General features: G+C 73.9%; 21 protein-coding genes and 1 pseudogene. 6 read left to right on the top strand and 16 right to left on the bottom strand.

Annotated elements, in window-relative coordinates; all coding sequences use genetic code 11:
• Window positions 1–3 precede the first annotated feature (3 nt).
• The gene (locus DSM104329_RS02610; protein WP_259313839.1) at window positions 4–477 is read right to left on the bottom strand and encodes a SixA phosphatase family protein; all 474 of its coding nucleotides are present in this window, start codon (window positions 475–477) and stop codon (window positions 4–6) included.
• Between the two features lie 10 nt (window positions 478–487).
• Window positions 488–1,906, bottom strand: a complete 1,419-nt coding sequence (locus tag DSM104329_RS02605) for a cellulase family glycosylhydrolase (RefSeq protein ID WP_259313838.1) — start codon at window positions 1,904–1,906, stop codon at window positions 488–490.
• 41 nt (window positions 1,907–1,947) lie between these two features.
• Here DSM104329_RS02605 and DSM104329_RS02600 point away from each other — a divergent pair, with 41 nt between their 5' ends.
• Both DSM104329_RS02600 and DSM104329_RS02595 read left to right on the top strand, forming a co-directional pair.
• Window positions 1,948–3,024, top strand: a complete 1,077-nt coding sequence (locus DSM104329_RS02600) for a phosphotransferase family protein (RefSeq protein ID WP_259313837.1) — start codon at window positions 1,948–1,950, stop codon at window positions 3,022–3,024.
• Window positions 3,014–3,622, top strand: coding sequence for an HAD family hydrolase (locus DSM104329_RS02595; protein ID WP_259313836.1), 609 nt, complete (start codon window positions 3,014–3,016; stop codon window positions 3,620–3,622). Before DSM104329_RS02600 ends, DSM104329_RS02595 begins: the two co-directional genes overlap by 11 nt.
• On the opposite strand, the gene DSM104329_RS02590 is transcribed toward DSM104329_RS02595, so the two are convergent.
• The 6 genes from DSM104329_RS02590 to DSM104329_RS02565 all read right to left on the bottom strand — a co-directional run bounded on the left by DSM104329_RS02590 (window position 3,619) and on the right by DSM104329_RS02565 (window position 10,565).
• Window positions 3,619–6,726 (bottom strand): ATP-binding protein, encoded by a 3,108-nt coding sequence (locus tag DSM104329_RS02590; protein ID WP_259313835.1) that lies wholly within the window; start codon window positions 6,724–6,726, stop codon window positions 3,619–3,621. The genes DSM104329_RS02595 and DSM104329_RS02590 overlap by 4 nt on opposite strands.
• A 366-nt stretch (window positions 6,727–7,092) precedes the next feature.
• Complete coding sequence (locus DSM104329_RS02585; RefSeq protein WP_326924473.1) at window positions 7,093–7,761, bottom strand: response regulator; 669 nt, start codon at window positions 7,759–7,761, stop codon at window positions 7,093–7,095.
• Window positions 7,758–8,912 carry an ATP-binding protein gene (locus DSM104329_RS02580; protein WP_259313834.1) on the bottom strand — a complete coding sequence of 385 codons (1,155 nt, stop codon included), beginning with the start codon at window positions 8,910–8,912 and terminating at the stop codon, window positions 7,758–7,760. The genes DSM104329_RS02585 and DSM104329_RS02580 overlap by 4 nt, the downstream gene beginning before the upstream one ends.
• Window positions 8,909–9,082, bottom strand: a complete 174-nt coding sequence (locus DSM104329_RS02575; protein ID WP_259313833.1) for a hypothetical protein — start codon at window positions 9,080–9,082, stop codon at window positions 8,909–8,911. The genes DSM104329_RS02580 and DSM104329_RS02575 overlap by 4 nt, the downstream gene beginning before the upstream one ends.
• Window positions 9,072–10,313 (bottom strand): PspC domain-containing protein, encoded by a 1,242-nt coding sequence (locus DSM104329_RS02570; protein WP_259313832.1) that lies wholly within the window; start codon window positions 10,311–10,313, stop codon window positions 9,072–9,074. Before DSM104329_RS02570 ends, DSM104329_RS02575 begins: the two co-directional genes overlap by 11 nt.
• A gap of 93 nt (window positions 10,314–10,406) precedes the next feature.
• A complete protein-coding gene (locus DSM104329_RS02565; protein WP_259313831.1) occupies window positions 10,407–10,565 on the bottom strand; it encodes a hypothetical protein in 159 nt (52 codons plus the stop codon).
• A gap of 304 nt (window positions 10,566–10,869) precedes the next feature.
• Here DSM104329_RS02565 and DSM104329_RS02560 point away from each other — a divergent pair.
• A pseudogene (locus DSM104329_RS02560) lies at window positions 10,870–11,714 on the top strand (class II glutamine amidotransferase).
• Between the two features lie 165 nt (window positions 11,715–11,879).
• Here the strand turns inward: DSM104329_RS02560 and DSM104329_RS02555 are convergent.
• Window positions 11,880–12,653: a GAP family protein gene (locus DSM104329_RS02555; protein WP_259313829.1), complete on the bottom strand. Its 774-nt coding sequence runs from the start codon at window positions 12,651–12,653 to the stop codon at window positions 11,880–11,882.
• A gap of 382 nt (window positions 12,654–13,035) precedes the next feature.
• A complete protein-coding gene (locus tag DSM104329_RS02550) occupies window positions 13,036–13,917 on the bottom strand; it encodes a cytochrome c oxidase assembly protein (RefSeq protein ID WP_259313828.1) in 882 nt (293 codons plus the stop codon).
• A 92-nt stretch (window positions 13,918–14,009) separates the two neighbouring features.
• Between DSM104329_RS02550 and DSM104329_RS02545 the strand changes: the two genes are divergently transcribed.
• The 3 genes from DSM104329_RS02545 to DSM104329_RS02535 all read left to right on the top strand — a co-directional run bounded on the left by DSM104329_RS02545 (window position 14,010) and on the right by DSM104329_RS02535 (window position 17,594).
• A complete protein-coding gene (locus DSM104329_RS02545; RefSeq protein ID WP_259313827.1) occupies window positions 14,010–16,427 on the top strand; it encodes an ATP-binding protein in 2,418 nt (805 codons plus the stop codon).
• Window positions 16,428–16,512: 85 nt separating this feature from the next.
• Window positions 16,513–17,229: an HD-GYP domain-containing protein gene (locus DSM104329_RS02540; protein ID WP_259313826.1), complete on the top strand. Its 717-nt coding sequence runs from the start codon at window positions 16,513–16,515 to the stop codon at window positions 17,227–17,229.
• Between the two features lie 5 nt (window positions 17,230–17,234).
• Entirely contained in the window at window positions 17,235–17,594 is a 360-nt protein-coding gene (locus tag DSM104329_RS02535) for a response regulator (RefSeq protein ID WP_259313825.1), read from the top strand.
• Between the two features lie 82 nt (window positions 17,595–17,676).
• Here DSM104329_RS02535 and DSM104329_RS02530 read toward each other — a convergent pair whose 3' ends face one another.
• The 6 genes from DSM104329_RS02530 to DSM104329_RS02505 are packed head-to-tail and all read right to left on the bottom strand — an operon-like array spanning window position 17,677 to window position 24,306.
• Window positions 17,677–19,221 (bottom strand): aldehyde dehydrogenase family protein, encoded by a 1,545-nt coding sequence (locus DSM104329_RS02530; RefSeq protein WP_259313824.1) that lies wholly within the window; start codon window positions 19,219–19,221, stop codon window positions 17,677–17,679.
• 43 nt (window positions 19,222–19,264) lie between these two features.
• Entirely contained in the window at window positions 19,265–20,599 is a 1,335-nt protein-coding gene (locus DSM104329_RS02525; RefSeq protein WP_259313823.1) for a CoA transferase, read from the bottom strand.
• Between the two features lie 14 nt (window positions 20,600–20,613).
• A complete protein-coding gene (locus DSM104329_RS02520; protein WP_259313822.1) occupies window positions 20,614–21,072 on the bottom strand; it encodes a peptidylprolyl isomerase in 459 nt (152 codons plus the stop codon).
• A 34-nt stretch (window positions 21,073–21,106) separates the two neighbouring features.
• Window positions 21,107–21,898, bottom strand: coding sequence for a hypothetical protein (locus tag DSM104329_RS02515; protein ID WP_259313821.1), 792 nt, complete (start codon window positions 21,896–21,898; stop codon window positions 21,107–21,109).
• Window positions 21,899–21,908: 10 nt separating this feature from the next.
• Window positions 21,909–23,330, bottom strand: coding sequence for a DEAD/DEAH box helicase (locus DSM104329_RS02510; RefSeq protein ID WP_259313820.1), 1,422 nt, complete (start codon window positions 23,328–23,330; stop codon window positions 21,909–21,911).
• A gap of 22 nt (window positions 23,331–23,352) precedes the next feature.
• Window positions 23,353–24,306: a quinone oxidoreductase family protein gene (locus DSM104329_RS02505; protein WP_259313819.1), complete on the bottom strand. Its 954-nt coding sequence runs from the start codon at window positions 24,304–24,306 to the stop codon at window positions 23,353–23,355.
• Window positions 24,307–24,327 lie beyond the last annotated feature (21 nt).

Here is a 24,327-nt window from a genome sequence, read left to right as displayed (position 1 = left end):
CCGCTATCCGGCCAGCGCGGCGATCTCGCGCGGCTGCAGCAAGGCGATGAGCTCGCCCCGGGCGGTGCCCTTGATGCGGATGCCGGCCAGCGCGCCCTTGCGGAGCTCGATGCTCGCGCCGGTGAGGTCGTAGATGACCTGCTCGAAGTCCGGGTTGTGGCCGACCACGAGGACCCGCTGGTCCGGCTCCGCGGCGGCAACGAGCTCCATGGCGTCGCCCGCATCGAAGCCCTCGGCCAGCGCGGCGTGCTCGATCGGCTCGAGCTCGAGCGCCGCGCAGGCGGCGAGGGCGGTGTCGCGGGCGCGCACCTTCGGGCTGGTGAAGACCGCGTGGACCGGCAGCGAGAGGCGGGCGAGTGCGCGGCCGGCGGCCGCGGACTGCTCGACGCCGCGGCCGGTCAGCCGGCGATCGCCGTCGGGGCGTGCGTCGTGCGGCTCGGCCTCGCCGTGCCGCAGGAGCCAGAGCTGGTTCGCCATCGCGGCGAGATTAGACCTTGGGATAGGCGCGGGTCGAGGCGCCGTGGTGTGCGGTGCCGTCCGGCGCGGTCCACAGGACCCGCCACCGGCGGCCGTCGCGGCGCTCGGCGCTCGTGGCGAACGTCCCGTTCGCGGCGGTCTGCAGCGTCCGCAGCGTCCGCCAGCCGCCCTTGTCGCGGTACTGGATCGTCACGCTCGTCGCCGCGGTCGCCGGGCGCACACGGCCCCAGATCACGGCGCTCCGACTGCCGCGCTCGGTCACCGTCAGCGGCAGGCGGTACCCGTCGTAGGCGGGCTTGCGCCTGCCGTTGGCCATCTCGAGCCCCGACTCGAAGCCCGGGAACGCGCTCTGCGCGAGGATGCCGCCTCCGGAGCCCTTCGAGTTCTTCGGGTCGTCGCGCAGCAGGTACTGCGAGAACGACAGCACGCGCGGGTTGTCGTAGGCGAGCTTCTCGGAGATCGCGTAGTACTCGGCCTGCTTGGCCAGCGGGACGCCGAGCAGCTTGTCGGGGTAGGACTGCACGCCGAACTCGTCGAGGTACAGGGGCATCCTCGAGCGCACCGCGCCCGCGCGGGCCGCGAGGTCCAGCGCGCGGGTCAGCCGCCGCAGCACGCCCATCGTCACGTCGTCGCGGTTCGGCGGTACGAAGAACGGTCCCTCGCGCGTCGAGTAGGAGTGGTGCGCGTACCCGTCGGCCGGCAGGTTCGCGCAGGTGCGCGCGCGCCGGTAGGACGAGTCGAGGCAGAGCGCCTGGCGCAGGAAGGCCAGCGGGGCGACGACCTTGCCGGTGCCGCGTGGGGCCGTCTCGCCCATGAGCAGCGGGTCGCGGCCGTTGCCGCTCGCCCGCAGCCCGCGCCACGCCGCCAGGAAGAGGCGCCGGTAGGTCTTGCCGGAGACCGGGTGGTGGCCCTTCTTCGTGTACTGCGGCATCAGGAAGTCCGGATGGTTGGGCTCGTTCCACACCGACCAGATGGACACCTGGTCGGCGTAGTGGCGGCCCAGCGCCGTCATGAACGTCTGGAACTCCTTGGCCGAGGGGTACGTGACGTAGTCCTTCCGGCTCTTCGTCGCCCACTTCGGCACGGGCCCGGAGACGGTCAGCAGCACCGGCCAGCCGCGGTCCTTGGCCGCGGCCAGCAGCGCGTCGTACTCGCCCCATGCGTAGTTCGCCGGATCGGTGAGGTCGACGGTGGGCTTCGTCCTCGAGGTCGCCGACGGCGCGACGCTGCGCCAGTACAGGACGACGCGCAGCGCGTGGGTCCCGAGCGAGTCGATCTGGTCGAGGGCGGCGGGCCGGGTCGCCGGGTCCAGCAGGTCGCGCGGCGCCTCGAAGGTCTGCAGCTGGGTGCTCGACGCGTGCGCGGGCGTGACGACCAGCGCCGCGAAGGCGGCGGCGGTCAGCAGGATCCGACAAAGGGCTCGGGACATCAGGAGCAAGAACGCCACGATGGGCGGTAGGTTGCGGCGCGATGATCGAGCTCGCCGTCGACGATGTCGTGACCACCCATGATGAGGCTCGGCGCCACGAGCGCGAGCCGCTGCTCGTGCTCGACCCGCTTCGGGCCTTCCTCGACGCCCACGGTCTGGGCGCCGGCCCCGTCACGCCGACCCCGATCGGCGCCGGCCACTCCAACGTGACGTTCCTGCTCGAGCGCGACGGCTGGGAGGGCGTCCTGCGCCGCCCGCCGCGGGGCCCGCTGCCGCCCTCGGCCCACAACGTCCTGCGGGAGGCCGGGCTGCTGCGGAAGCTGGGGCCCACCGAGGCGCGCGTCGCCGAGGTCATCGCCGTCGGCGACGACCCGTCCGTCATCGGCGCGCCGTTCTACGTCATGGGGAAGATCGAGGGCCACGTCGTCACGAACACGGTCCCGCCCGAGCTCGATTCGGTGGACGAGCGCCGGCGCATGTCGGTCGAGCTCGTCGACCGCCTCGTCGAGGTGCACGCGGTCGACTGGCGCGCCGCCGGCCTCGAGGGCTTCGGCAAGCCGACCGGCTATCTCGAGCGCCAGCTGCGCCGCTGGACCGGCCTGTGGGAGCACAACCGCACGCGCGAGCTTCCCGCGTTCGAGCGCGTCGGTCGGTGGCTCGCCGACAACCGGCCCGAGTCACCGCCCGCGACGATCGTCCACGGCGACTACCGGCTCGGCAACGTGATGATGGCGCCCGAGGCGCCCGCTCGGATCGTCGCGATCTTCGACTGGGAGATGGCGACGATCGGCGACCCCCTCGCCGACCTCGGCTACCTCACCGCCATGTGGTTCGAGGCCGACGATCCGCCGATGATGATGGAGCTGTCGAACGTGACCCGCCAGACGGGCTTCCTGCGCCGCGACGAGCTGATCGCCCGCTACGAGGCGGGCTCCGGCCGCGCGATGACGGACATCCGCTGGTATCAGACGCTCGCGGTCTGGAAGGCGATCGTCTTCATGGAGGGCAACTACAAGCGCGCGGTCTCGGGCGCCACCGACGACCCATACCTGAAGTCGTTCGGCGACGGCGTGCTCGAGCTGGCCGAGCGCGCGGAGGCCATGGCCCTTGGCGGCTGACCGGCGCCGCGGGCTGCTGATCGACTTCGGCGGTGTGCTGACGACCAGCGTGTTCGGCTCCTTCGAGGCGTTCTGCGCGCTGGAGGGTCTGGCGCCCGACGCGGTGAGCCGCGCGTTCCGCGAGCACCCGGAGGCGCAGCAGCTGCTGTTCGACCTCGAGCTGGGGGCGATCGAGGAGGCGGTCTTCGACGCCGCGCTGGCGGAGCTGATAGGCGTCGCGCCCGAGGGCCTGGCCGGCCGCATGTTCGCTGCCCTGCGCCCGGACGAGGAGATGTTCGACCTCGTCCGCGCGATCCGTCGGCGCGGCATCCCCACCGGGCTGATCTCGAACTCCTGGGGCACCGCGCTCTACGACCGCGGGACGCTCGGCGAGCTGTTCGACGCCCTCGTGATCTCCGGTGAGGAGGGCATCCGCAAGCCCGATCCGGCGATCTACGTGATGGGCGCCCAGCGGATCGGGCTGGCGCCGAGCGACTGCGTGTTCGTCGACGACCTGAAGTTCAACCTCAAGCCGGCGCGCGAGCTAGGCATGGCGACGGTGCACCACACGAGCGCCCCGGAGACCGCGCGCGCGCTCGACGAGCTCCTCCCGGATTAGCCGATGCCGTCGAGGTGGGCGAGCTCGGCCTCGACGAGCGGCGCGAACGCCCGCGCGTCCGCCCGCTCCACGAGCTCGGCCGCCCGGCTCAGCGCCGCCTGGATCGCCGGCGCGACGTCCGGCACCGCCGCCGCCCGCCAGACGCGGGCCAGGGCGACGCTCGCGTAGATCTCGCTGAAGTAGCCGCCCTGCACGCGGGCCGTCACCACGGCCTCGCTCGCCAGGCGCCGCGCGCGCCCGGGGTCGCCGCGGCCGAGATGGCACTCGGCGAGCAGCGCGAGGCGCCAGCCGTCGACGTCGACGCCGGCACGGTGCTCCTCGGCGAGGGCGCGCGAGCGCTCGAGCGCCTCGATCGCCGCCTCCCAGCGCTCGGCCAGCCGCTCGGCCGTGCCGAGCGCGAGCCACGCGCGGGCGCGCGACTGCGTGCTGCCGATGCGCTCGGCGATGTCGAGCGCCAGGCGCGCGTGCCCGATCGCGCCCGCCGGGTCGTCGCGGAAGTAGGCCAGCCGGACGGCGAGCGAGTGGCTGAGCCCGACGGTCTCCAGATCGCCCGCGTCGTGCGCGATCCGGCGGCCCTCGGCGAGGAGGTCGTGCGCGGGCTCCACCTCCGCGAGGTCGTGCAGGAACGCGCCCTTGAAGATGGTCACGAGGGCCGCCGGGCAGCCGATCAGCACGCCGGCGCCGGCCGTCGCGTCGCCGTCGGCGAGCGCGAGCGCGCGCTCGCAGATCGCCAGGCCCTCGCGCAGGTCGCCCGTCGCGAGCAACAGGTAGGCGACCGGCGCGATCGCCATGTACAGGTGGGCCTCGCCGGACATCTCGGCGACGCCGAGCGACTCGCGGGCGAGGGCGAGCCCCTCGTGCAGCTGCCCGTCGTTGATGCCGCGGATGAGGCCGTAGATCGCCAGCAGGATCGTGCGCGCACGCACGTTGCCGGCGCTCGCCGCGAGCCGCTCCGCCGCGTGGAAGATCGCCCGCGCCTCGTCGTGCGAGATGCCCAGCCGCCAACCGAACTCGAGCGAGAAGAGGTGCGCGGTCAAGCCGAGCTCGACGGTCTCCGGGGTGGGCGGGGCGCCGTCGGCGAGCTCCGCCGCGCGGCGCGCATGCCGCAGCGCCGAGGCAGGGTCGGTCGTGCCCGCCCACGCCGCCGCGCGCGCGTGGCAGCGCGCCGCCTCGATCGTCTCCCCCGCCGCCGCCCAGTGCACGGCCAGCTCCGCGGCGCGCTCGTCCAGGCGCCCGGCATGCAGGGTCACGATCGCCTCGGCCACGGCGGCGTGGCCGGCCACACGCCGATCGGCCAGCTGCGACCCGTACGCGACCTCCTGCGTGAGCGGATGGCGGAACGCGTAGCGGGTCTCGGGGTGCCGGCCCTGCTCGACGACGAACTCGGCCGCGACGAGCGCCCGCAGCGCCTCGTCGAGCCCGGCCGGCTCGAGCCCCGCGGTGCGCTCCAGCACCGACAGGGCGAACTCCGTCCCGATGACCGCCGCGGCCTGCAGGACGTCCTTGTCGCGCGGCGCCAACCGGTCGATGCGCGCCGACAGGACGGCGTGGACGCTCGCCGGCACCGTGATCTCGGTCACCGGGCGCACGAGGCGGTACGCGCCGCGCCCGCCCTCGAGCTCGCCGGTCTCGACGAGCGCCTGGACCGACTCCTCGAGGAAGAACGGGTTGCCCCGCGTGCGCTCGCCGAGGACCTGCGCGAGGCCCTCGAGCGACGCGTCCGTTCCCAGCAGTTCGACGAGCAGGGCGTCGACCGCCTCGTCGCCCAGCGGCAGGAGCGCGATCTGGCGATAGAAGGGCCGGCCGACCCACGGCGCCTGGAACTCCGGGCGGAAGTTGAGGACGACGAGGCTGCGCGTCCCTTGGACCGCCTCGACCTGGTTGGCGAGGAAGACGGCGCTCGCCGAGTCGAGCCAGTGGAGGTCCTCGAAGAAGAACACGCCGGGCTCGCGCAGGCTGCGGGCGTGGGTGAGGCGCTTGAGCAGGCGCAGGAGATGGCGCTGGCGCGCGTCGGGATCCATCCGCGGCGGGCGGCGCTGAGGGTCCGCGACGCCGAGGAACTCGAAGAGCAGCGGCAGGTCCTCGGCGAGTCCCGGGTCGAGCCCGAGCACCCCGGCGGTCACGCGGTCACGCGCGACCTCGTCGGGGTCGCGCTCGCCGACGCCGAAGTACGACCGGACGGACGCGAGCAGCGGGACGAGCGGCACGGAGCGCGCGTGCGCCTGCCCCGCGACGTGAGTGACGGTGAGGCCGCGCCGCTCGATGCGCGCGATGAACTCGTGGCAGAGACGGCTCTTGCCGACCCCCGCCTCCCCGACGATGCCGATCACCTGCCCGTCGCCCCGCAGCGCACGGTCCATCGCGTCGTCGAGCGTGCGCAGCTCCTCGTCGCGGCCGACGAAGCCCGTCAGGCCGCGGGTGCGCGCGACGTCGAGCCGGCCGCGGGCGACGCCGATGCCCGTCAGGCGCAGGACCCGGACCGGCCGCCGCGCGCCGCGGACATCGAACACGCCGACCTCCTCGAGGTCGAGGTAGCCCTCGGCCAGCGCCGCCGTGTGCTCGGTCAGGCAGGCCGTCCCCGGCTGGGCCAGCTGCTCGACGCGCTGGGCCAGGCCGACGGTGTGGCCCAGCGCGGTGTAGGTCAGCGCGCGGTCGTCGCCGATCGAGCCGACCGCCACCTCGCCGGAGTGCAGCCCCATCCGGACCGCGAACGCGAGCCCGTGCTCGTCGCGGAGCCGGGCGCCGAACGCGTGCGCCTCGCGCTGCAGGTGCAGAGCGGCGTAGCACGCGCGCCGGGCGTGGTCCTCCTGCGCCACCGGGGCGCCGAAGATCGCCATGATCCCGTCGCCGGTGAACTTGTCGACCGTCCCCTCGTAGCGGTGGACCCCCTCCGCGAGGATCACGTAGAAGCGCTCCATGATCGACCGCCAGAGGTCGGGCCCGCTGTGCTCGGCGAGCTCCATCGAGCCGCTGACGTCGGCGAAGAGCACCGTCACCTGCTTGCGTTCGGCGCTCGCCGTGGACGGCGCCGCGAGCGGCGCCGCGCAGCCCGAGCAGAAGCGCGCAGGCTCGGAGTTCGGCTGGCCGCAGCGAGGGCAGATCACGGGGGTCGGTCAACCCTAGGCGCCCCCGCCGATGCACCGCGAACCCGCCCCATGGGGGGCGTTTGTGGAGTCCGCTCGGTCGCCCGGGCGGGGCCGGGCGGTGGTCAGCGGGGTCGTCGCACCGGGCGCGGCTGCCAGACCGGCTGGCCCCCGCCGTTGGCGTCCAGCGTGGCCGCGTCGACCACGACGCGCTGGTCGGTGCCGTCGGGGGCGCTGGTCACGGTGCTCGCCCCGCCCGCGCCGTAGCGCAGGAAGACGATGCGCCGCCCGGAGGGTGAGTAGCCGGCCTCGCCGTACGAGAAGGGGGCGTTGGGGTCGTACGGGAAGATGAGGCGCCAGTGGTCGGTCCCGTTGCGAGACGAGCCGTCAGATCATCCGCCGCTGCGCCGCCCAGCGCGTGAGCTCGTGGCGGTTGGAGAGCTGGAGCTTGCGCAGGACGTTGGAGACATGGGTCTCGACGGTCTTGACCGAGAGGTGCAGGCGGCCGGCGATCTCCTTGTAGGTGTAGCCGCGGGCGATGAGCAGCAGGACGTCCTGCTCGCGCGACGTGAGCTGGTCGAGCTCGGGGTCCGCGGAGGGCGGGCTCGCGGCGGCGCCTTCGCCCGACCCGCCGCCCGTGAAGGCGTCGAGGACGAACCCGGCCAGCCACGGCGAGAAGACGGCGTCGCCGTCGGCGACCCGGTGGATCGCGGCGACGAGCTCCTCCGGCGAGATCGTCTTCGTCACGTAGCCGCGCGCGCCGGCGCGGATGACCGCGACGATGTCCTCGGGCGCATCGGACACCGACAGCGCGAGGAAGCGCACGCCCGGCCGCTCGGCGTGGACGGGCCCGATCACCGCCTGGCCGCCGCCGTCGGGCAGGTGGACGTCGAGGAGCACGACGTCGGGGTCCTGTTCGCGGATGAGCGGGATCGCCGCCTCGACCGTGCCCGCCTCCCCGGCGACCCGGATCGCGGGGCCGAGCCCGGCCTTCAGGCCGGCGCGGAAGATCTCGTGGTCGTCGACGATGACGACGCGGCGCAGAGGGACGTTCATGCCGTGGAGGATCTTCGCGGCAGGAGCAGTTCGACCTCCGTGCCGTCGCCGGGCGCCGAGACGACCGTCGCCCGGCCGCCGGCCCGCGCCATCCGGCCGGTGATCGACTCGCGCAGCCCGCGGCGGTCCTCGGCCACGGCCGCCGGATCGAAGCCGGCGCCGCGGTCGCGCACGAAGACGCTCGCCTCGCCGTCGGCCACGCGGGCGAGCACGGAGATCGACTCGACGCCGGCGTGGCGGCCTGCGTTGGTCATCGCCTCGCGCGCCGCCGCGGCGAGCGCCTCGAGGGCGTCGTCGAGCGGCGCGTCGCTGGGCTGCACGAGCTCGACCGCGACGCCGTAGTGCTCCTCCACGTCGGCCGCCGCGGCGCGCAGCGCGGTGGCGAGCGTCGCCGGCTCGCCGGGCTCCTCGCCGCCGTAGAGCCACGCCCGCAGCTCGCGCTCCTGGCGGCGGGCGAGCGACTGCGCCCGGCGCGGGTCGTCGACGCGCTGGATGAGGGCGAGCGTCTGCAGCACCGAGTCGTGCAGGCGCGCGGCGACGTGGGCGCGCTCCTCGGTGCGGATGCGCTCGCGGCGCTCGGCCTCCGCGTCGGCGCGGGCGCGCGCGAGCCGAGGGCCGACGAGCAGGCCGAGGCCGGTGGCGACGATGGCGCCGGCGACGAGCGCGGACGACACCTGCGCCAGGTCGCCGCTGGCGCTGAGGAACAGGACGGCGCCGAAGCCGACGAGCGCGAGCCCGCCGCCGAGGCGCACGATCTCGCGCAGTGCGGGCCGCTCGCCGCCCGCGCGGCCGGCGACGACCTGGCGCCAGACGAGGGCGACGCCGCCGGCCAGCAGGGCGGCGGGCACGAGGACGTGCAGCGGGATGAGGAGGTCGCGGACCGCAAGGCCGACGCTGGCCGCCGCCATCAGCGCGGCGATGCCGATCGCCTCCTGCCGGCGCCCGCGCCAGGGCCGGGGCGGCTCGGCCGGAGCGGGCAGCAGCAGCGCGAGCGCGCCGTAGACGACGAGGCCGGATCCGCCGAGCAGGACGAGCGCGGCGAACGCCAGTCGCACGAGCGCGGCGTCGACGCCCAGGGTCCGGGCCAGGCCGCCGCACACGCCGAGCAGCACCCGGTCGCGCGCCGAGCGCTCGAGCCGGGTGCCGGTCACCGCAGCCGCGCTCGCAACAGGATCACGAGCCCGGCGATGCCGATGGCGGCCACGAGCACGGCGGCGTGCTGCATCGTCGCCACGTCGGTCGCGTCGCCGAGCGCGAACGCCGCGAGGACCGCGACCGCGGCCCCCGCGAGGCGGTCGGCGCGCAGCCGCTCAGCCTCCATCGCGGATCACGCGCACCGCGCCGCTGTCGACGTGGGCGTCGAGCGCCAGCACCGGGTTCGGGCGACCTTCGCGGATCACCCGCGGGTCGAGGTCGCCGCCGGCATCGGTGTCGCCGACGCTCTCGACGCGCACGTCGGGCGCCACACGGACCTGGATCTCGCCGAACCCGAGGTCGGCCTTGACCGGGGTCGTCCCGTCGGGCAGTGGGGTGCGGCGCAGGTCGAGCTCGAGGACGCCCACGCCCTGACGGTACTCCGGCTGCAGCAGCGCGGCGGACGCCGGGCGCACGGTCTTCACGCCGACGCCGTCGTCGAGCTTGTCCCCCAGCGCGGCGACGCCGGCCGCGCTGAGCGCGAGCACGACGCCTGTGGCCAGCACGGCGCCCGTACCGCGGCGCCCGGCGCCGATGGCCGCGGTGACGCCGCAGGTCAGCGCGCCGGCGCCGAGGGCGACCGCCACGGCGCGCGCGGACAGGTCGTAGGCGCCGAGGACGTCGAGGACGACGATCACCGCGGCCGCCGCGACGAGGACGCCGGCGACCATGAGGAAGATCGACCGGCCGCGCGGCTTGGCCGGCGGAGGCGGCGGAGCGACGAACGTGTCGCGGTCGCCTTCGTCCGGCGGTGGCGGGAGCGGCCCGTTCGGGCGCACGCGCACGGTGGGCACCAGCGACGAGGTGGGGGCCTCGGACGCGGGACCCGCGGTGGTCGGAGCCTCGGGCGGCGGCGCCGAGGCGGTCGCCATCGTCACGCCGGCCTCGGGTCCCGGTGCGGCCGCGCCGGACGGAGCGGCCGCGACGCGCTCGGCCTTCGAGCGCTCCCGGTTGGCCCGCGCGAGCACGACGACGCCCGCGATCAGCGCCGCGCCGAGCAGCGGGCCGCTCAGCGGCCGGTCGATCCAGAACGCGTCGAACGCCGGCGCGGCGGCGAGCAGCAGGACGCAGGCGATCACGATCGCGCCCCAGCCGAGGAGGTTCTCGTGCTTGTCCGGCGGATCGCCGCCGAGGAGCATGCGCCCGTCGTCGCGCGGCACGACCGCCGCCGTGGCGACGTACGCGATGACCGCGAGCGGGCCGGTGAACAGGCCGAGCAGGATGACGGCGCCGCGGACGATGGCGGGGTCCGCGTCGAGGACCCGCGCGATGCCGGCGCAGACGCCGAGCAGCAGCTTGCGCTCTCGGTCGCGCCGCAGCGCGGGGCGGGCGGGGGTGGCGGGGTCGGCAGAGGTCATGGCCGCAAGGATCGCGGCCGCGCGGGCGCCGCACCATCGGTGAGCACCCTGAACGGACCCTGAGTGACCCTGAGCGCCCCTCGGACGCCGGACTCAGGGCTTCGGCTTCTTGCCCTTCGACGCGAACTTGTCGCGCACGCCCTCGAGCTGCTCCTTCGTCTTCGGGTCCTTCGCGAGGCGCTGGGCCTCCTCGAGGGCCTTCTTGCCCTGCGGGCTCTTCGCGAGCTTGGTGATCTGGTTCATGAATCCCATGACCTGAACCCTAAGCAGTCAAGCCAAATTTGGCTAGCTCATCGCGTTCTTGTGCTGCGCTGGTTGAACTGGTTGCGTCGCTTGAACGGGCGAGAGGAGTGCGTCGTAGGTTCGCGGCATGACCGGTGCCGTGTCCGGGGCGCGTGCTGGGTCGTGGATCACCCCGTTCGAATGATGCCCGAGCGCCCGGGAGTCTCGATCATCTGGTCGTAGGGCCCTCCGGCTTGTTCTGGCGTCAGCGTGCCGTGACGCTGCTCGGACGCGCGTGACGCCGGTATGGCACTCCGACAGAGAGGCGTGGCACATGTGTCGCTGGCTCGCATACTCCGGCTCCCCGATCCTGATCCAGGAGGCGCTCTATGAGGGGCCCAACTCTCTTGTCGCCCAGAGCCTGCACTCGCATCTCGGGGCCGAGCCGACCAATGGCGACGGGTTTGGAGTCGGGTGGTACGGCGCCCCGATACGCCGGGCGTCTTTCACAGCACCGAGCCGGCCTGGAACGACAGCAATCTCCGCGAGCTCGCCGGTCATATCAGCTCGCCCTTGTTCTTCACGCATATCCGGGCGGCGATCGGCAGCGCCGTGCAGCAGACCAACTGTCACCCCTTCCGCCATGACCGCTGGCTGTTCATGCACAACGGCTACCTCAACGAGTTCGCCACGGTCAAACGCGACCTCGTTCTCGCCATCGACCCGTCGCTCTATCCAGAGATCCGAGGCCAGGCCGACACCGAGGTGCTGTTCTTTCTCGCCCTCACCCTCGGCCTCGAGAACGACCCGCCGGCTGCCGTCGAGCAGGCGATCGGGCTCGTCGAAGCGGTCGCCGCTCGCCACGGCGTGCCGAACCCGTTCCAGGGCACGATCGCGACCACCGACGGCGAAACCATCTGGGCGTTCCGGTACTCCAGCGAGAGGAACTCCCGCTCGCTGTTCTACACCACCGACGTTCCCACGCTGCGCAAGCTCTATCCCGGGCGGCAGCTGTTCCAGGAGGTCTCAGAGAACGCGCGGCTGATCGTCTCCGAGCCCCTCGGCGACGTCGCCGGGGTCTGGAACGAGGTGCCGGAGTCCCAGTGCGGGATTGTCGGCCCGGACCACGCTGAGATGAGGCCGTTCCAGCCCAAGGCGCCGGCAACCCCGTCCCGGTAAGGACGTGACACGAATGAGCCGTGCCTGAGGGGCTGTCACCAGGCGAGGTCGGCAGAGTGGTGCTGCTGGCTTTCGCGGTGATTCAGTGCTCGGCCTTCCCGGACCGCCCGCGTCGCCACGCTCGGCGGCGCACAGGAGAAGCGGACGCAGCCGTGTTGGCTCGGTTCAGGTGAGAAGACCGGACGTCCCCTTGACGATGAGGTAGCCGCCGAGAACGAGCGAGCCGAACAGCAGGATGCTGTGCTCGTGACGACGGGCCCAGGCCGTCGCGACGGCGAGATAGGCGAGCGCCGCCCCCGGGCGCACCACCACCAGGATGAGTGTCGCGATTGGGACCAGGAACCAGAGGGCGTCGTAGATCGCGACCTGCACGGCGACGTCGGCGGGAGCAGGCCGTTCGGAGGCGATCGCGTTGAGCGCCGCCAAGTAGATGAGCCCAGGTAGATGCGTCCCTATCCCGGCGGCGGCGGCCACGCGGTCGGACGGGTTGCGCAGGCGCCGGCCTAGCCGCGAGGACGCGGCGGCGGTTGCCGACGGGCTCGAACTGTCCCGACGCGTGGGTTGAACCCAGCCCCGTTGCAGACCGGCAGCGAACCCGAGCGCCGCCGCACCGAAGGCGACGTCGAGCACGCCGGTGATCGTCGACCCCCCGACGGCGACATTGGCGCCGTGGAAGACCCCGACCACTACCAATCCGATCGCCCAACTCGAGGCAAAGCCTGCGGCGGTGAAGAAGAGCAGTAGCCGCTGCGGCCTTGGCGTTTTGACCAACGCCAGGACCGCGCCGACGCTTGTCCCGGGCCGTAATCCGCTGAAAAGCCCCAGGACGAGCGCCTCGAAGGTCATCGCACGCGGCTCGGCGAGCGCCCGCGCCGGTCGACGAAGGATTGTTCGTTGCGGCTCACGGACGCGGCGCAGCGTCGTCTGGTGGTTGTCCACCAGACCGGCGCCCCCCGGCACTGGTCGTCACACGAGGCGGTGCGGCTTTGGCCAGAACCGCCTTCGGCTTCCAGGTGCGCTCGATGCCCGCGGCGCAGGCCAAGCGTCAGGTGCAGGAGCCACGCGATGACGCAAGTGTCCTCGATGCGGGAGGCCGAGTGCGCAATCCCGTTCAGCGTCGCCGGCGTTGTCGATTTCCGCACTTGTGAAACGAGCGAGCGTCTCGCTCGACGATCCGCCGACGCTCGTTCGGGACGACGAGCAGGCGCCCAGCGGCTCGCGATCGGATGCCGCGCCGCTCCCGCATCCGTCAGAAGCAGCAGCGACGGGCTGACTGCTCGTATTCACCCGCGATTCTTGGCTTATCTATCGGGTTCTGGGTTCATGAATCCCATGACAGCTTCGTGCCGGGATGGCCCGCCGCCGTCAAACCGCCGGCCTCGATCCGGCGGCGCAGCTCGTCGCCGCGGCCGGCGCTGACCGCCCGCGCGGCGCGCTCCTCGGAGAGCTCCACGCCGCGCGCCGCCGCCAGCTCGAGCAGCTGCTGGCGCTCCTCGCTCTCGCGCGCGGCCCGGAAGAACAGCCAGCCGAACAGGCCGAGCGTGACGAACGAGCTCTCGATCATCATGATCGCCGCCGCCGTCGTCTGGTCGGACACCGGCTCGCCGTAGACCGGGTAGAGCACCGTCCCCGACCACAGCAGCACGTTGCCGAGCACGCCGCCCAGCAGGCGCACGGCGATGATGTAGAAGAGCTTGGCCAGGTTGCCGAACCACGGCGGCTTGGGCAGCGGGCCGAACAGCGGCATCCACATCAGGACGCCGAAGGTGATGAACATGCCGTGCTGGACCGCATGCAGCGCCTCGTGGCGGACCGCCGCCTCGTGCAGCGCGGGCAGGTGCCACAGGTACAGGTCGAACGCCCACAGCGGCAGCGCGATGAGCGGGTGGGTGAGCACGCGCAGCGGGTCGAGCAGGTGGATGCGCAGCAGCGGGGCCAGCAGCGGCCCGGTGAGCCCCAGGACGAGCAGCAGCGTGGCGAGATCGCCGATCAGCAGGTGCTCGGACATGTGCGCGACGAACGTCTCGCCGGCGAGGTCGCCGAGCGCGGTCAGGGAGACCACGATGACGGCCAGCCCCCCGTAGAAGCAGGACTGCCGCCAGACCGGCACCGCCTTGCCGCGCTGGCCGAGGTGGTGCGCGCGCACCGCGTACAGGACGCCCGCGATCGTCGCGGGTGCGAGCTGCAGCGGGGCGAAGGACACGGCGCCGAACATGCGGTGCGATGAACGCTACGCGCCTTGCCCGGCGGGCGCGCCTCCCGTCCCCCCGGGGCCGGAGGTGATAGAAGGATCAGGTGCGCAAGCTGTCGGTGGGACGCTCGTTCCGCCTCGTGCTCATCGGGCTCACGCTGGTGCTGGCGGCGCTGGCGGGCCTGGGCGTGGCCCGGCTCTACGACGCGCGGCGCGACTACGAGGACGACCTGTCCGACGCCTACTCGCTGCAGGCGGCGGCCACGCAGATCAAGGCGGCCGCCATCGCCGAGGAGGCGACGCTGCAGTCGACGTCGCGCGAGGAGGCGCAGGCACGCGCGCGCCGGCTGTTCGAGGACGGCGTCGCCTCGGCCCGCCGCCTGGCGGCCGACGACCCCTCCAGCGCGCGCCTGCTGTCAAAGGCGGTCGCCGAGCAGTCGGCGCTGCGCCGCGCGGACGGCGGAGACGACAGCATCGCGCCGCGGCCGGCGCTCGCCGAGCTCGTCGCCCTCCAGCGCGAGCGCCGCGCGAAGGCGGCCGACGACGCCTCGTCGCGCACCCGCACCGCGCTGATCGTCGTCGCGGCGTTCGGCGTGCTCGCCGTGCTGCTCGCACTCGTCGCGCTCGGCGCCGTCCTCGCGGCCCTGCGCCGGCCGATCGACGCTCTCGTCGACGCGGCCGGCCGCCTCGCCGCCGGCGACCTGCACGTCCGCGTCGAGGACGACCTTCCGGGCGAGCTCGCCGGCGTGGGCCGGGCGTTCAACGCGATGGCGGGCGACCTGGAGCGCGCGCAGCAGGCGCTCGCGGAGGAGCGCGAGCGCCTCGCCGTCACGATCGAGAGCCTCGGCGACGGGCTGCTCGTCGTCGAGGACGGTGTGGTGGTCGAGCACAACCCGCGCGCGGAGGAGCTGCTCGGCCCTCTCCCCGCCGGCACGCCGCTCGCCGGCGTCGCGGCGCTGCCCGAGCCGCTCGAGGCGCTGGCCGGCGAGGTGGTCGTCGAGTCCGGCCGGCGCACGCTGGCGATCACCGCGTCGCGGCTCGGCTACACGCGCGGCCTCGTGTGGACGGTGCGCGACGTCAGCGAGCGCGCCCGCCTGGAGCGCCTGAAGAGCGAGTTCGTGGCCACCGCGTCGCACGAGCTGCGCAGCCCGCTGACCTCGATCAAGGGCTTCGTCGAGCTGCTGCGCGCATCCCCCGGGCTGACCGCGCGCCAGCGCGAGTGGGTCGACATCGTGCTGTCCTCCTCGGACCGCCTCGTCGAGATGGTCAACGACCTGCTCGACGTCGCTCGCGTCGAGGCGGGCCGGGTCGAGATCCACCGGCGCCCGACGGACGTGGGCGCGATCGGGCGGGAGGTCGCCGCGCTCATCGGCCCGCGGCTGCAGTCGCGCGACCAGCACCTGCGCCTCGAGCTGCCGCCCGACCTGCCCCGGGCGATGGCCGATCCGGCGCGCCTGCGCCAGGTGATGACGAACCTGCTCACGAACGCGCACCAGTACACGCAGCCCGGCGGGCACATCGAGCTGCGGGCGTGCGCGGACGACCACGGCGTGCGGATCGAGGTCGCTGACGACGGGCCGGGCATGACGGCCGACCAGACCGACCGGGTCTTCGAACGCTTCTACCGCGCCCGCGGCAGCGCCGGGTCCGGCCAGCCCGGCAGCGGCCTCGGGCTCGCCATCGTCCGCTCGCTCGTCGACCTGCAGGGCGGCGCGATCGACGTCGTCTCCAAGCCCGGCGCGGGCTCCACCTTCGTCGTCTCGCTGCCGGGCGTGCCCGCCCTCGAGCCCGGCGCGCGGCCGGCCGGGCTCCACGGCCCGCGGGTGCTCGTGGTCGAGGACGACGCCGTCGCCGCGGAGGCGATCGTGGCGGCGCTCGAAGCGTTGGGCGTCGACGCGGTCGCCGTCCACGACGCGCCGAGCGCGCTCGCCCGGCTCTCCGCCGAGCACTTCGACGCGATGACCCTCGACGTCCTGCTGGGCCACGCGGCCGGGTTCGGCGTGCTGCGCGCCGTCCGCGACGACCCGCGCCTGATCGGGATGCCGGTGATGGCGGTGTCGAGCCTGTCGGGGCGGCACGGCGCGCTGTCGGGCGAGGTGGTCGTCGACCGCGGCCTGGACGCCGACGAGCTCGCCGACGCGCTCGGTGCCGGCGTGCTCGCGGAGCGCGTGCGGGTGCTCGTCGTCGGCCGGCCGCAGACGCGCGCACAGGTCGGCGCCGCGCTCGGCGAGCTCGGGGTCGAGTTCGAGTGGGCGTCCGGAGCCGACGAGGCGGCGCGGCGCAGCGGCGCCGGCCGCTTCGAGGTCGCGCTCGTCGACGCCGGCATGCGCGACGCGGGCGACGCCGTCACGCGGCTGCAGCTGAGCGGCCGGCGCCTGCGCCCGTCGGTCGTCGTCTTCGCCGACGGCGGCGAGGCGCCCGGTCTCGCCCGGCTCGACGCGCAGCCGCTGCCGGTCGAGGACGCGGGCGCCGTCGTCCTCGGGATGCTCGAGTCGCGCCCGTCGGCCGAGGTCGGAGGCTGAGCCGACGAGACCCCGTGCTCCCACTAGTGTTTTCGCCCAGCCGATGGCTTCGAGTGAGCAGTCCCGGGATGAGCAGGTGGCGGCGTTGCGGGCAGAGCTGGAGGACGTCCGCGCCGAGGCGGCGGCTCAGTCGCGCCAGCTCGAGCGCTACGCGGCCGACCTGCGCGAGACGTTCAAGTCCGAGCGCGAGCAGCGCTCCCGGCTGCAGGACTCCTACATGGCCACGGTCCGCGCGCTGTCGAACGCCGTCGAGGCGCGCGACGCGTACACGGGCAAGCATGCCGAGCGCGTCGCCGCCTATGGCCTCGAGATCGCGCGGGCGATGGGCTCGTCGCTCGCCGACGACCCGCAGACCGAGTTCGGCTTCCTGCTGCACGACATCGGCAAGGTCGCGGTGCCCGACGCGATCCTCTACAAGCCCGAGCCTCTGACGCCCGAGGAGCGCACGCTCATGGCCCGTCACCCGGACATCGGCGCGCAGATCCTGCGCGGCATCGAGTTCCTCGGGGAGGCCAAGGCGGTCGTGCGCCACCACCACGAGCGCTGGGACGGCGACGGCTATCCGGACGGGCTGCGCGGCGAGGAGATCCCGCTGGCGGCGCGCGTCTTCGCCGTGGCCGACACGCTCGACGCGCTGACGACCGACCGCCCCTACCGGCCGGCGGTCTCGCTGGGAGCCGCGCGGGCGACGATCGTCGAGAGCGCCGGGACGCAGTTCGATCCCGAGATCGTCGTGGCGTTCGCCTCCGTCCCCGACGACGCCATCGAGCACATCCGCCGGGAGGCCGGTGTGCTGACGTGAGCGGCATGAGCCCCGCCGTCCTCATCGTCGACGACGACACGTTCATCCGCAAGCTCATCACGACGACGCTCGAGGACGTGTCCGGGTTCGCGCTGATCGAGGCCGCCGACGGGCATGAGGCGATCGACGCGGCGGCGCTCCATCGTCCCCGGATCGTGTTCCTCGACGTCGACATGCCGCGCATGGACGGCATCGAGACGTGCCGCGCCCTGCGCGCCATGGACGAGCTGCGCGACACGCGCATCGTCATGCTCACGGCCGGCTCCGAGCACGAGCCCGACGCCCGCGCGGCGGGCGCCGACCTCTTCCTGACCAAGCCGTTCTCGCCGCTGGACCTGCTGCGGCTCGTCGACGAGCTGGCATGAGCTCCCACGGGCCCGCCTCGCGCCGGCAGGCGCGGCCGGCCCACCGTGCACGCCGCCGGCCGGCGTCGGCACCGCAACCTGACTAGTCGCGCTTGCCGCGCCCCCACAGCAGGCGGAAGCCCTTGAGCACCAGGCGGCTCGTCTTCTCCTTGTAGGGGAAGTGGTGCACGTCGCGCTTGGGGTGCAGGCGCGAGACGAGGATCGCCTGCTGGCGGCAGTACTTGCGGATGCCGCCCGCGCCGTGGCGCGTGCCGAGCCCCGACGCCTTCCAGCCGCCCATCGGCAGCTCGAGCGCGGTGTAGTTGAGCATCGTGTCGTTGACGTCGACGGCGCCCGCGTCCAGCCGCCGGGCGACCGCCTCGCCGCGGGTGACGTCCTTGCTGAACACCGAGGCGCCGAGGCCGTACGGCGAGTCGTTGGCCAGCCGGATCGCCTCCTCGGCGTCGGCGACCCGCATGATCGGCAGCGTCGGCCCGAAGGTCTCCTCCGTCATCGCATCCATCGTGTGGTCGACGTCGACGAGCACGGTCGGCTCGAAGAAGCGGCCGGGGCCTGGGCCCTTGTGACCGCCGACGACGGCCCGCGCGCCCTTGGCGACGGCGTCGTCGACGTGGGCGGAGATGATGTCCAGCTGCGGCGGGAACGTCACCGCGCCCACGTCGACCGCGCCGAAGCCGGTCGGCACGCCCTGGCGCAGCCTGCCCGCCTTCTCGGTCACCTTGGCGACGAACTCGTCGTACACCGGCGCCTCGACGTAGACGCGCTCGGTCGAGATGCAGGTCTGCCCGCCGTTCATGAACGCCGACCAGACGGCGGCGTTGGCGGCGCGCTCGAGGTCGGCGTCGGAGAGGACGATCATCGGGTCCTTGCCGCCGAGCTCCAGCGACACGGGGATGAGCCGCTCGGCGGCCTCCTTGGCGACGAGGCGCCCGGTGCGCGTCGACCCGGTGAACATGACCATGTCGACGTGCCCGATCACGGCGCGCCCCGTGTCGCCGCGGCCCGTCGCGATCTGCAGGACGTGCTCGGGCAGCCCGCACTCGCGCAGGCCGTCGGCGAGCATGAGCGAGGTGAGCGGGGTGACCTCGCTCGGCTTGAGGATCACCGCGTTGCCGGCCATGAGCGCCGGGATGCAGTCGCCGAACGAGTTCGTCAGCGGGTAGTTCCAGGGCCCGATCACGCCGATCAGCCCGAGCGGCTCGTAGCGGACGAGCAGCTTCTTGCCCTTGACGAACAGGGACGAGCTGCGGACGCGCTCGTCGCCGAGGTAGGACCCGGCGTTCTTCGCCCAGAAGCCGAACGCGTTGGCGCCGTAGGCGAGCTCGGCGTTCTGCGCGTCCTCCCAGCTCTTGCCGGTCTCCAAGACGATCGTCCGGATGACGCGCTCGGCGTTGTCCATGAGCCACTTCTGCGCGCGCAGCATCACGCGGCCGCGGCCCTCGAAGCCGAGCGCCTGCCAGCCGGTCTGCGCGGCGCGGCCGCGGGCGGCCATCTCGGCGACCTGGCCGGCGTCGAGCTCGGGGACGCGGCCGACGACCTCGCCGGTCGCCGGGTTCTCGACGGCGATCTCCGCGGCCGCGGGGATGGCGTCCCCCGGCCCGCTGGGCTGCGTCTCGGTGCTGGCCATGGTCTCTCCCTCGGGTGTGCGGGTTGGCCGCCTGGCCAAGAATCTACTCCAGACGGCGCGGGGCGAAGGCGGGCTCGTCGCGGCCGTAGGGAGGCGGCGGGCCGGCCCAGCGCAGCGGACGGCCGGCCGGGGCGCCCGGCGGCGCGACCGCCATGAGCGACCCCAGGCGCTGCAGGAACGGCTGCGCATCCAGCGGCGCCGGCTCGCGGTCGACCGGCGGCTGGGCCATGAGCCAGTGCGCGGTGCGCGCCAGCGCGAGGCGCGCGTGGAGGGTGCGGCCGTCGCGCGTGCGGGTGGTCAGCGCGCGCAACGCGGCGGCGGCGACGAGGTAGCCGGTCGCGTGGTCGAGCGCCTGGGCGGGCAGCACGCCCGGCGTGCCGTCGGGCGCCGCGGTGCGCGCGGCGATGCCGCAGGCCGACTGCACCAGGCTGTCGAACCCGCGCCGGCCGGCCCACGGACCGACGTGCCCCCAGGCCGAGAGCGTGACCGTCGCAAGGTGCGGGTGGCGCGCGGCGACCGCTTCGGCATCCAGGCCGAACGCGGCCAGCGCGCCGGGCCGGTAGCCGGTGACGAGCACGTCGGCCTGCGCGAGCAGCGCCTCGAGCCGGTCGCGGCCCGCGGCGTCGCGCAGGTCCAGCAGGGCACTGCGCTTGCCCAGGCCCGCGTCGTGCCACCCCTGCTCGAGCTCGGGCAGCTGCGGCGGGTCGATCCGCAGCACGTCGGCACCGAGGACTCCGAGCGTCCGCGTGCCGACCGGCCCGGCGATGACGCGGGTGAGGTCGAGGACGCGGACGCCGGCGGCGGGCGGCGCTGCGCCCGGCAGCGCGGGCAGGGGCGGCGCGCCGCCCGGGCCCCGCTCCATGTCGAGCAGCGCCAGGCGCGCGACCGCGGCGCCCTGCGGGTGCGCCGCCCATTGCGCCGGCGTGCGCATCGCGGCGGCGCACCCGCCGGCCGCGACGATCGCCGTCTCGAGCTCCTCGCCGCGCCACCGGGCCGCGTCCTCCACCGTCTCGATGACGGTCAGCAGCGCCGCACGATGATGCGGGTAGTTCGCATGCAGCCGGATCCAGCCGTCGGCGGTGCGCGCGAAGCGCGACAGCGGCGCGAACGGCGGCGGCGGCGGCGCGCCGTCCAGGCGCAGGTGGCGCTCGCTCATGAACGCCGCGGCGAGCCCGCTCGCGTCCAGCTCGATGCGCCGCATCGGCGCGCCGCGCTGCGCCGCGAGCTCGGCCGCGGCGGCCAGCGCCGCGCCGGCCGAGGCGGCCGCGAGCTCGTCGACCGCGAGCGGCCCGCCGAAGGGGCCCGGCCCGCCCGTGACGGCCGGCGCGACGAGCGAGGCCGGATCGCCTCCGAGCGCGGCCCAGGCCTCGGCGAGCATGCCCGGATGCGGGTTCAGCCGGTGAACTCGATCCGCTCGATCGTCGCCGCATCCTTCGGGCGGTCGCCCGGGCCCGTCGGCGTGCCCTCGATCTTGTCGACGGCGTCCATCCCGCCGGTCACCTGCCCGAAGACCGTGTGCTTGCCGTCGAGCCACGGCGCCTCGCCCGTGGTCACGATGAAGAACTGGGAGCCGTTCGTGTTCGGTCCGGCGTTGGCCATCGCCAGTGCGCCGCGCACGATCTTGTGGTCGTTGAATTCGTCCTCGAACGTGTAGCCGGGGCCGCCGGTCCCGGTGCCCTGCGGACAACCGCCCTGGATCATGAAGTCCTTGATCACGCGGTGGAACGTGAGCCCGTCGTAGAAGCCCTGGTCGGCGAGCTTCTTGAAGTTCCCGACGGTCTTCGGGGCGTCCTCCTCGAAGAGCTCGATCTCGATGGGGCCGTGGTTGGTGTGCATCGTTGCGGTCGACATGCCCCACAGGGTCGCACGTCGGCCGCGCCGGGCCTCAGAGGCCGGGCGGGTGGCGCGCGACGAAGCCGCGGATGGACCGGAACGGCTGCTGCCAGCGCGAGCCCGTCTGCCGCAGGCCGACCGTGTCGAAGCGCGCGCCCCCGACCACCATGAACGCGTGGCCGTCGTTGGCGTAGATCGTCACCCACCGCCCCTGGCCGGGCGAGCCCCAGCGCGTCATCTCGCCGGAGGTCATCGGCCGGTCCATGAGGCCCGCGTTGGCCAGCGCGAAGGAGACCGAGCCCGAGCAGTCGTAGGCGCTGTCGACGAACATGCCCTCGGCGCCGCCGTGCCCGCCCCCGTAGACGTACGGCAGCCGGGCGACCTGGTTGGCCGCGGCGACGATCCGCTGCACGGCGTCGGGCGCGTCGGGCGGGGCCACCGCCTCGCCGCGGTCCAGCGCGACGACGCGTTCGAGCTCGACGGCGGCGCCCGGAGCCGCGGGCGCGCCGCCCGCGCCGCCCGCGCCCGCCGCGTCCGCGCCGTACAGCTGCTCGAGCTGGGCGCGGATCTCCGCGTCGCTCGGCGCGCCGGGAGAGATCGCGCTCGTCCTCTGCCGGGCGGCGGCCCGCCGCTCGGCCTTCGCCAGCCGCTTGGCCGCGACGCGCCGCTGCGCCGCGCGGTCGGGCGGCGGCGCCGGTACGTCGACGTCGACCTGCGGGATGAACAGCTCCCGCGGGAAGCTCCAGGCCTGCATGCTCGCCTGCGGCGCCGGATCGCCGGACTGCGAGGCGCAGCCGGAGAGCGCCATGCAGGTCAGAGCGATGAGCGCGATCCGCCGGCGCACCGTGCCGCGGCTATGCCCGGGCGGGCTCCAGTTCGAGCTGGTGGCCCTTGACGGTCGTCCCGTTGACCGCCTGGACCACGCGCTGGGCCTGATCGGCGGGGACCGACAGCAGGCCGAAGCGCTGCAGCAGGCGCACGTCGCGGACGGCCTCGCCGTCGATCTGCGCCTTCTCGGTGACCGCCTTGACGAGGTCGGCGACCTCCAGGCCGTCGGCGGTGCCGCCCCGCGAGAACAGCGTCACGAAGCGCTCGTCGCCGTTGCGCGAGACGTGCGGCTTCGTGTGGCGCCGCGGCCGCTCGCGGACCTCGGCGGGCGCCGTGTGCGCGCCCTCGCTCCAGGGGGCGATCGACGTGCCGATGTGCTTCTCGATCGCCTCGAGGTCGTGCTTCTGGCGCGGCTCGACGAACGTGATCGCGCGGCCCGTCCGGCCCATGCGCCCGGTGCGTCCGATGCGGTGCGCGTAGACGTCGGGGGAGGTCGGGATGTCGTAGTTGATGACGTGGGTCACCGACGTGATGTCGAGGCCGCGGGCGGCGACGTCGGTGGCGATGAGGATCGGCAGGCGCTGCGCCTTGAAGGCGAGCATGACCCCGTCGCGAGAGCCCTGCGTCATATCGCCGTGCAGCGCCTTGACGTTGAGGCCCTTGTCGTTGAGCGTGCGGTTGAGCTGGTCGACGCGGATCTTCGTGCGGCAGAAGACGATCGCCTGCTCCGGGCGCTCGGCCTTGAGCACCTCGACGAGCTTGGACGGCTTGTCGGCCTGCTTGACGTCGAGCTGGAACTGCTCGACGGTGTCGATCGTCAGCGTCTCGGCCTCGACCTTGATGAGCTCGGGGTCGTAGAGGTAGCTGTCGGCGAGCTTGCGGATCGGCGGCGGCATCGTCGCGCTGAACAGCGCGGTCTGCCGGCCGTTGGGGGTGAGGCGCAGGATCTTCTCGACGTCCTCGAGGAACCCGAGGTCGAGCATCTCGTCGGCCTCGTCGAGCACCACGTAGCGGGTGTCGTGCAGGACCAGCGAGTTGCGCGAGATGAGGTCGAGCACGCGGCCCACGGTGCCGACCACGATGTGGCCGCCCTGGCGCAGCTGCGCCTGCTGCGTGCGGATCGGCGCGCCGCCGAAGACCGCGACCACGTCGATGCCCTTCGTGGTGCCGTAGGAGCGCAGGGCCTGGGTGACCTGGATGCACAGCTCGCGGGTCGGGGTCAGCACGAGCGCCTGGATCTCCGGAACGGAGGGGTCGACCTGCTCGACCATCGGCAGGCCGAACGCGGCGGTCTTGCCGGTCCCGGTCTGGGCCTGGCCGATGACGTCGCGCCCCTCGAGCAGCGGCGGGATCGCCTGCTCCTGGATCGGGGACGGCTTCTCGTAGCCGACATCGCGCAGTGCCTGGAGAGTGGTCTCGGAGAGCCCGAGATCGGCGAATGTCGTCACGTCACTCCAGGCTAGTGGGTGTCTACCGCATCGGGTCCAGCAGCAGCTTGCCGGTCGTGCGGCGCTCCTGCAGGTCGACCTGCGCGCGCGCCACCTCGCTCAACCCGTAGACGCCGCCGACGACTACCCGCAGCTCGCCCGCGGCGACCCTGGCGAACAGGTCGGCCAGCGCCTCGTCGAGCAGGGCCGGGCGTTCCAGCAGGTGCGTGAACCAGAACCCGGCGACGGTTCGGCTGGTGCGCATGAGCCGACTGGTGCGGATCTCGTTGACCTCGCGGGAGGCGATCCCGTAGGCGACGATCCGCCCGAACGGGGCCAGCGCGGCCAGCGACTCGTCGAAGACGCGGCCGCCGGCCATGTCGAAGACGACGTCGACCGGCTCGCCCAGGTTCGCCTCGACCAGGCGCTCGGCGAGGCCGTCGGGCGCGCCGTCGACCGCGACGTCGGCGCCCAGCTCGAGCGCCAGCGCGCGCTTGTCCTGCGAGGAGGCGGTCGCGATGACGCGGCCGGCGCCCATCGCCTTGCCGAGCTGCACCGCCAGCGAGCCCACGCCGCCCGCGGCGGAGTGCACGACGACGCTCTCGCCCCCGGCCACGCGGCCCGCGGTGCGGTACAGGTGCCAGGCGGTCAGGCCCTGGATGAGCAGGGCCAGCGCGGTCCCGTCCTCCACGTCGCCGGGGATCGGGAAGGTCAGCGAGCCGGGCGCCGTGGCGTACTCGGCGTAGCCCCCGGTGCCGGTCAGCGCGACGACGCGCTCGCCCGTGTCCTCGCGCACGCCCGCGACCTCGCCGCCCGGAACGAGCGGCAGCTCCTGCCTGGCGAGGTAGACGTTCTCGCGCTGGTGGGTGTCGGCGAAGTTCATCCCGGCGAGGCTCACGCGGATGCGCACCTCGTGGGCGGCGGGCTCCGGCGTGGCCAGCTCCACCAGCTCGAGGACCTCCGGGCCGCCGAACTCCTGGATCTGGATCGCGCGCATGCACCGAAACTACCGGGCCCT

This window comes from Capillimicrobium parvum (genome assembly GCF_021172045.1).
Classification (GTDB): Bacteria; Actinomycetota; Thermoleophilia; order Solirubrobacterales; family Solirubrobacteraceae; genus Capillimicrobium; species Capillimicrobium parvum.
The sequence above is the reverse complement of the archived record's forward strand: the minus strand, read 5'-3'. Positions and strand labels throughout refer to the sequence as shown.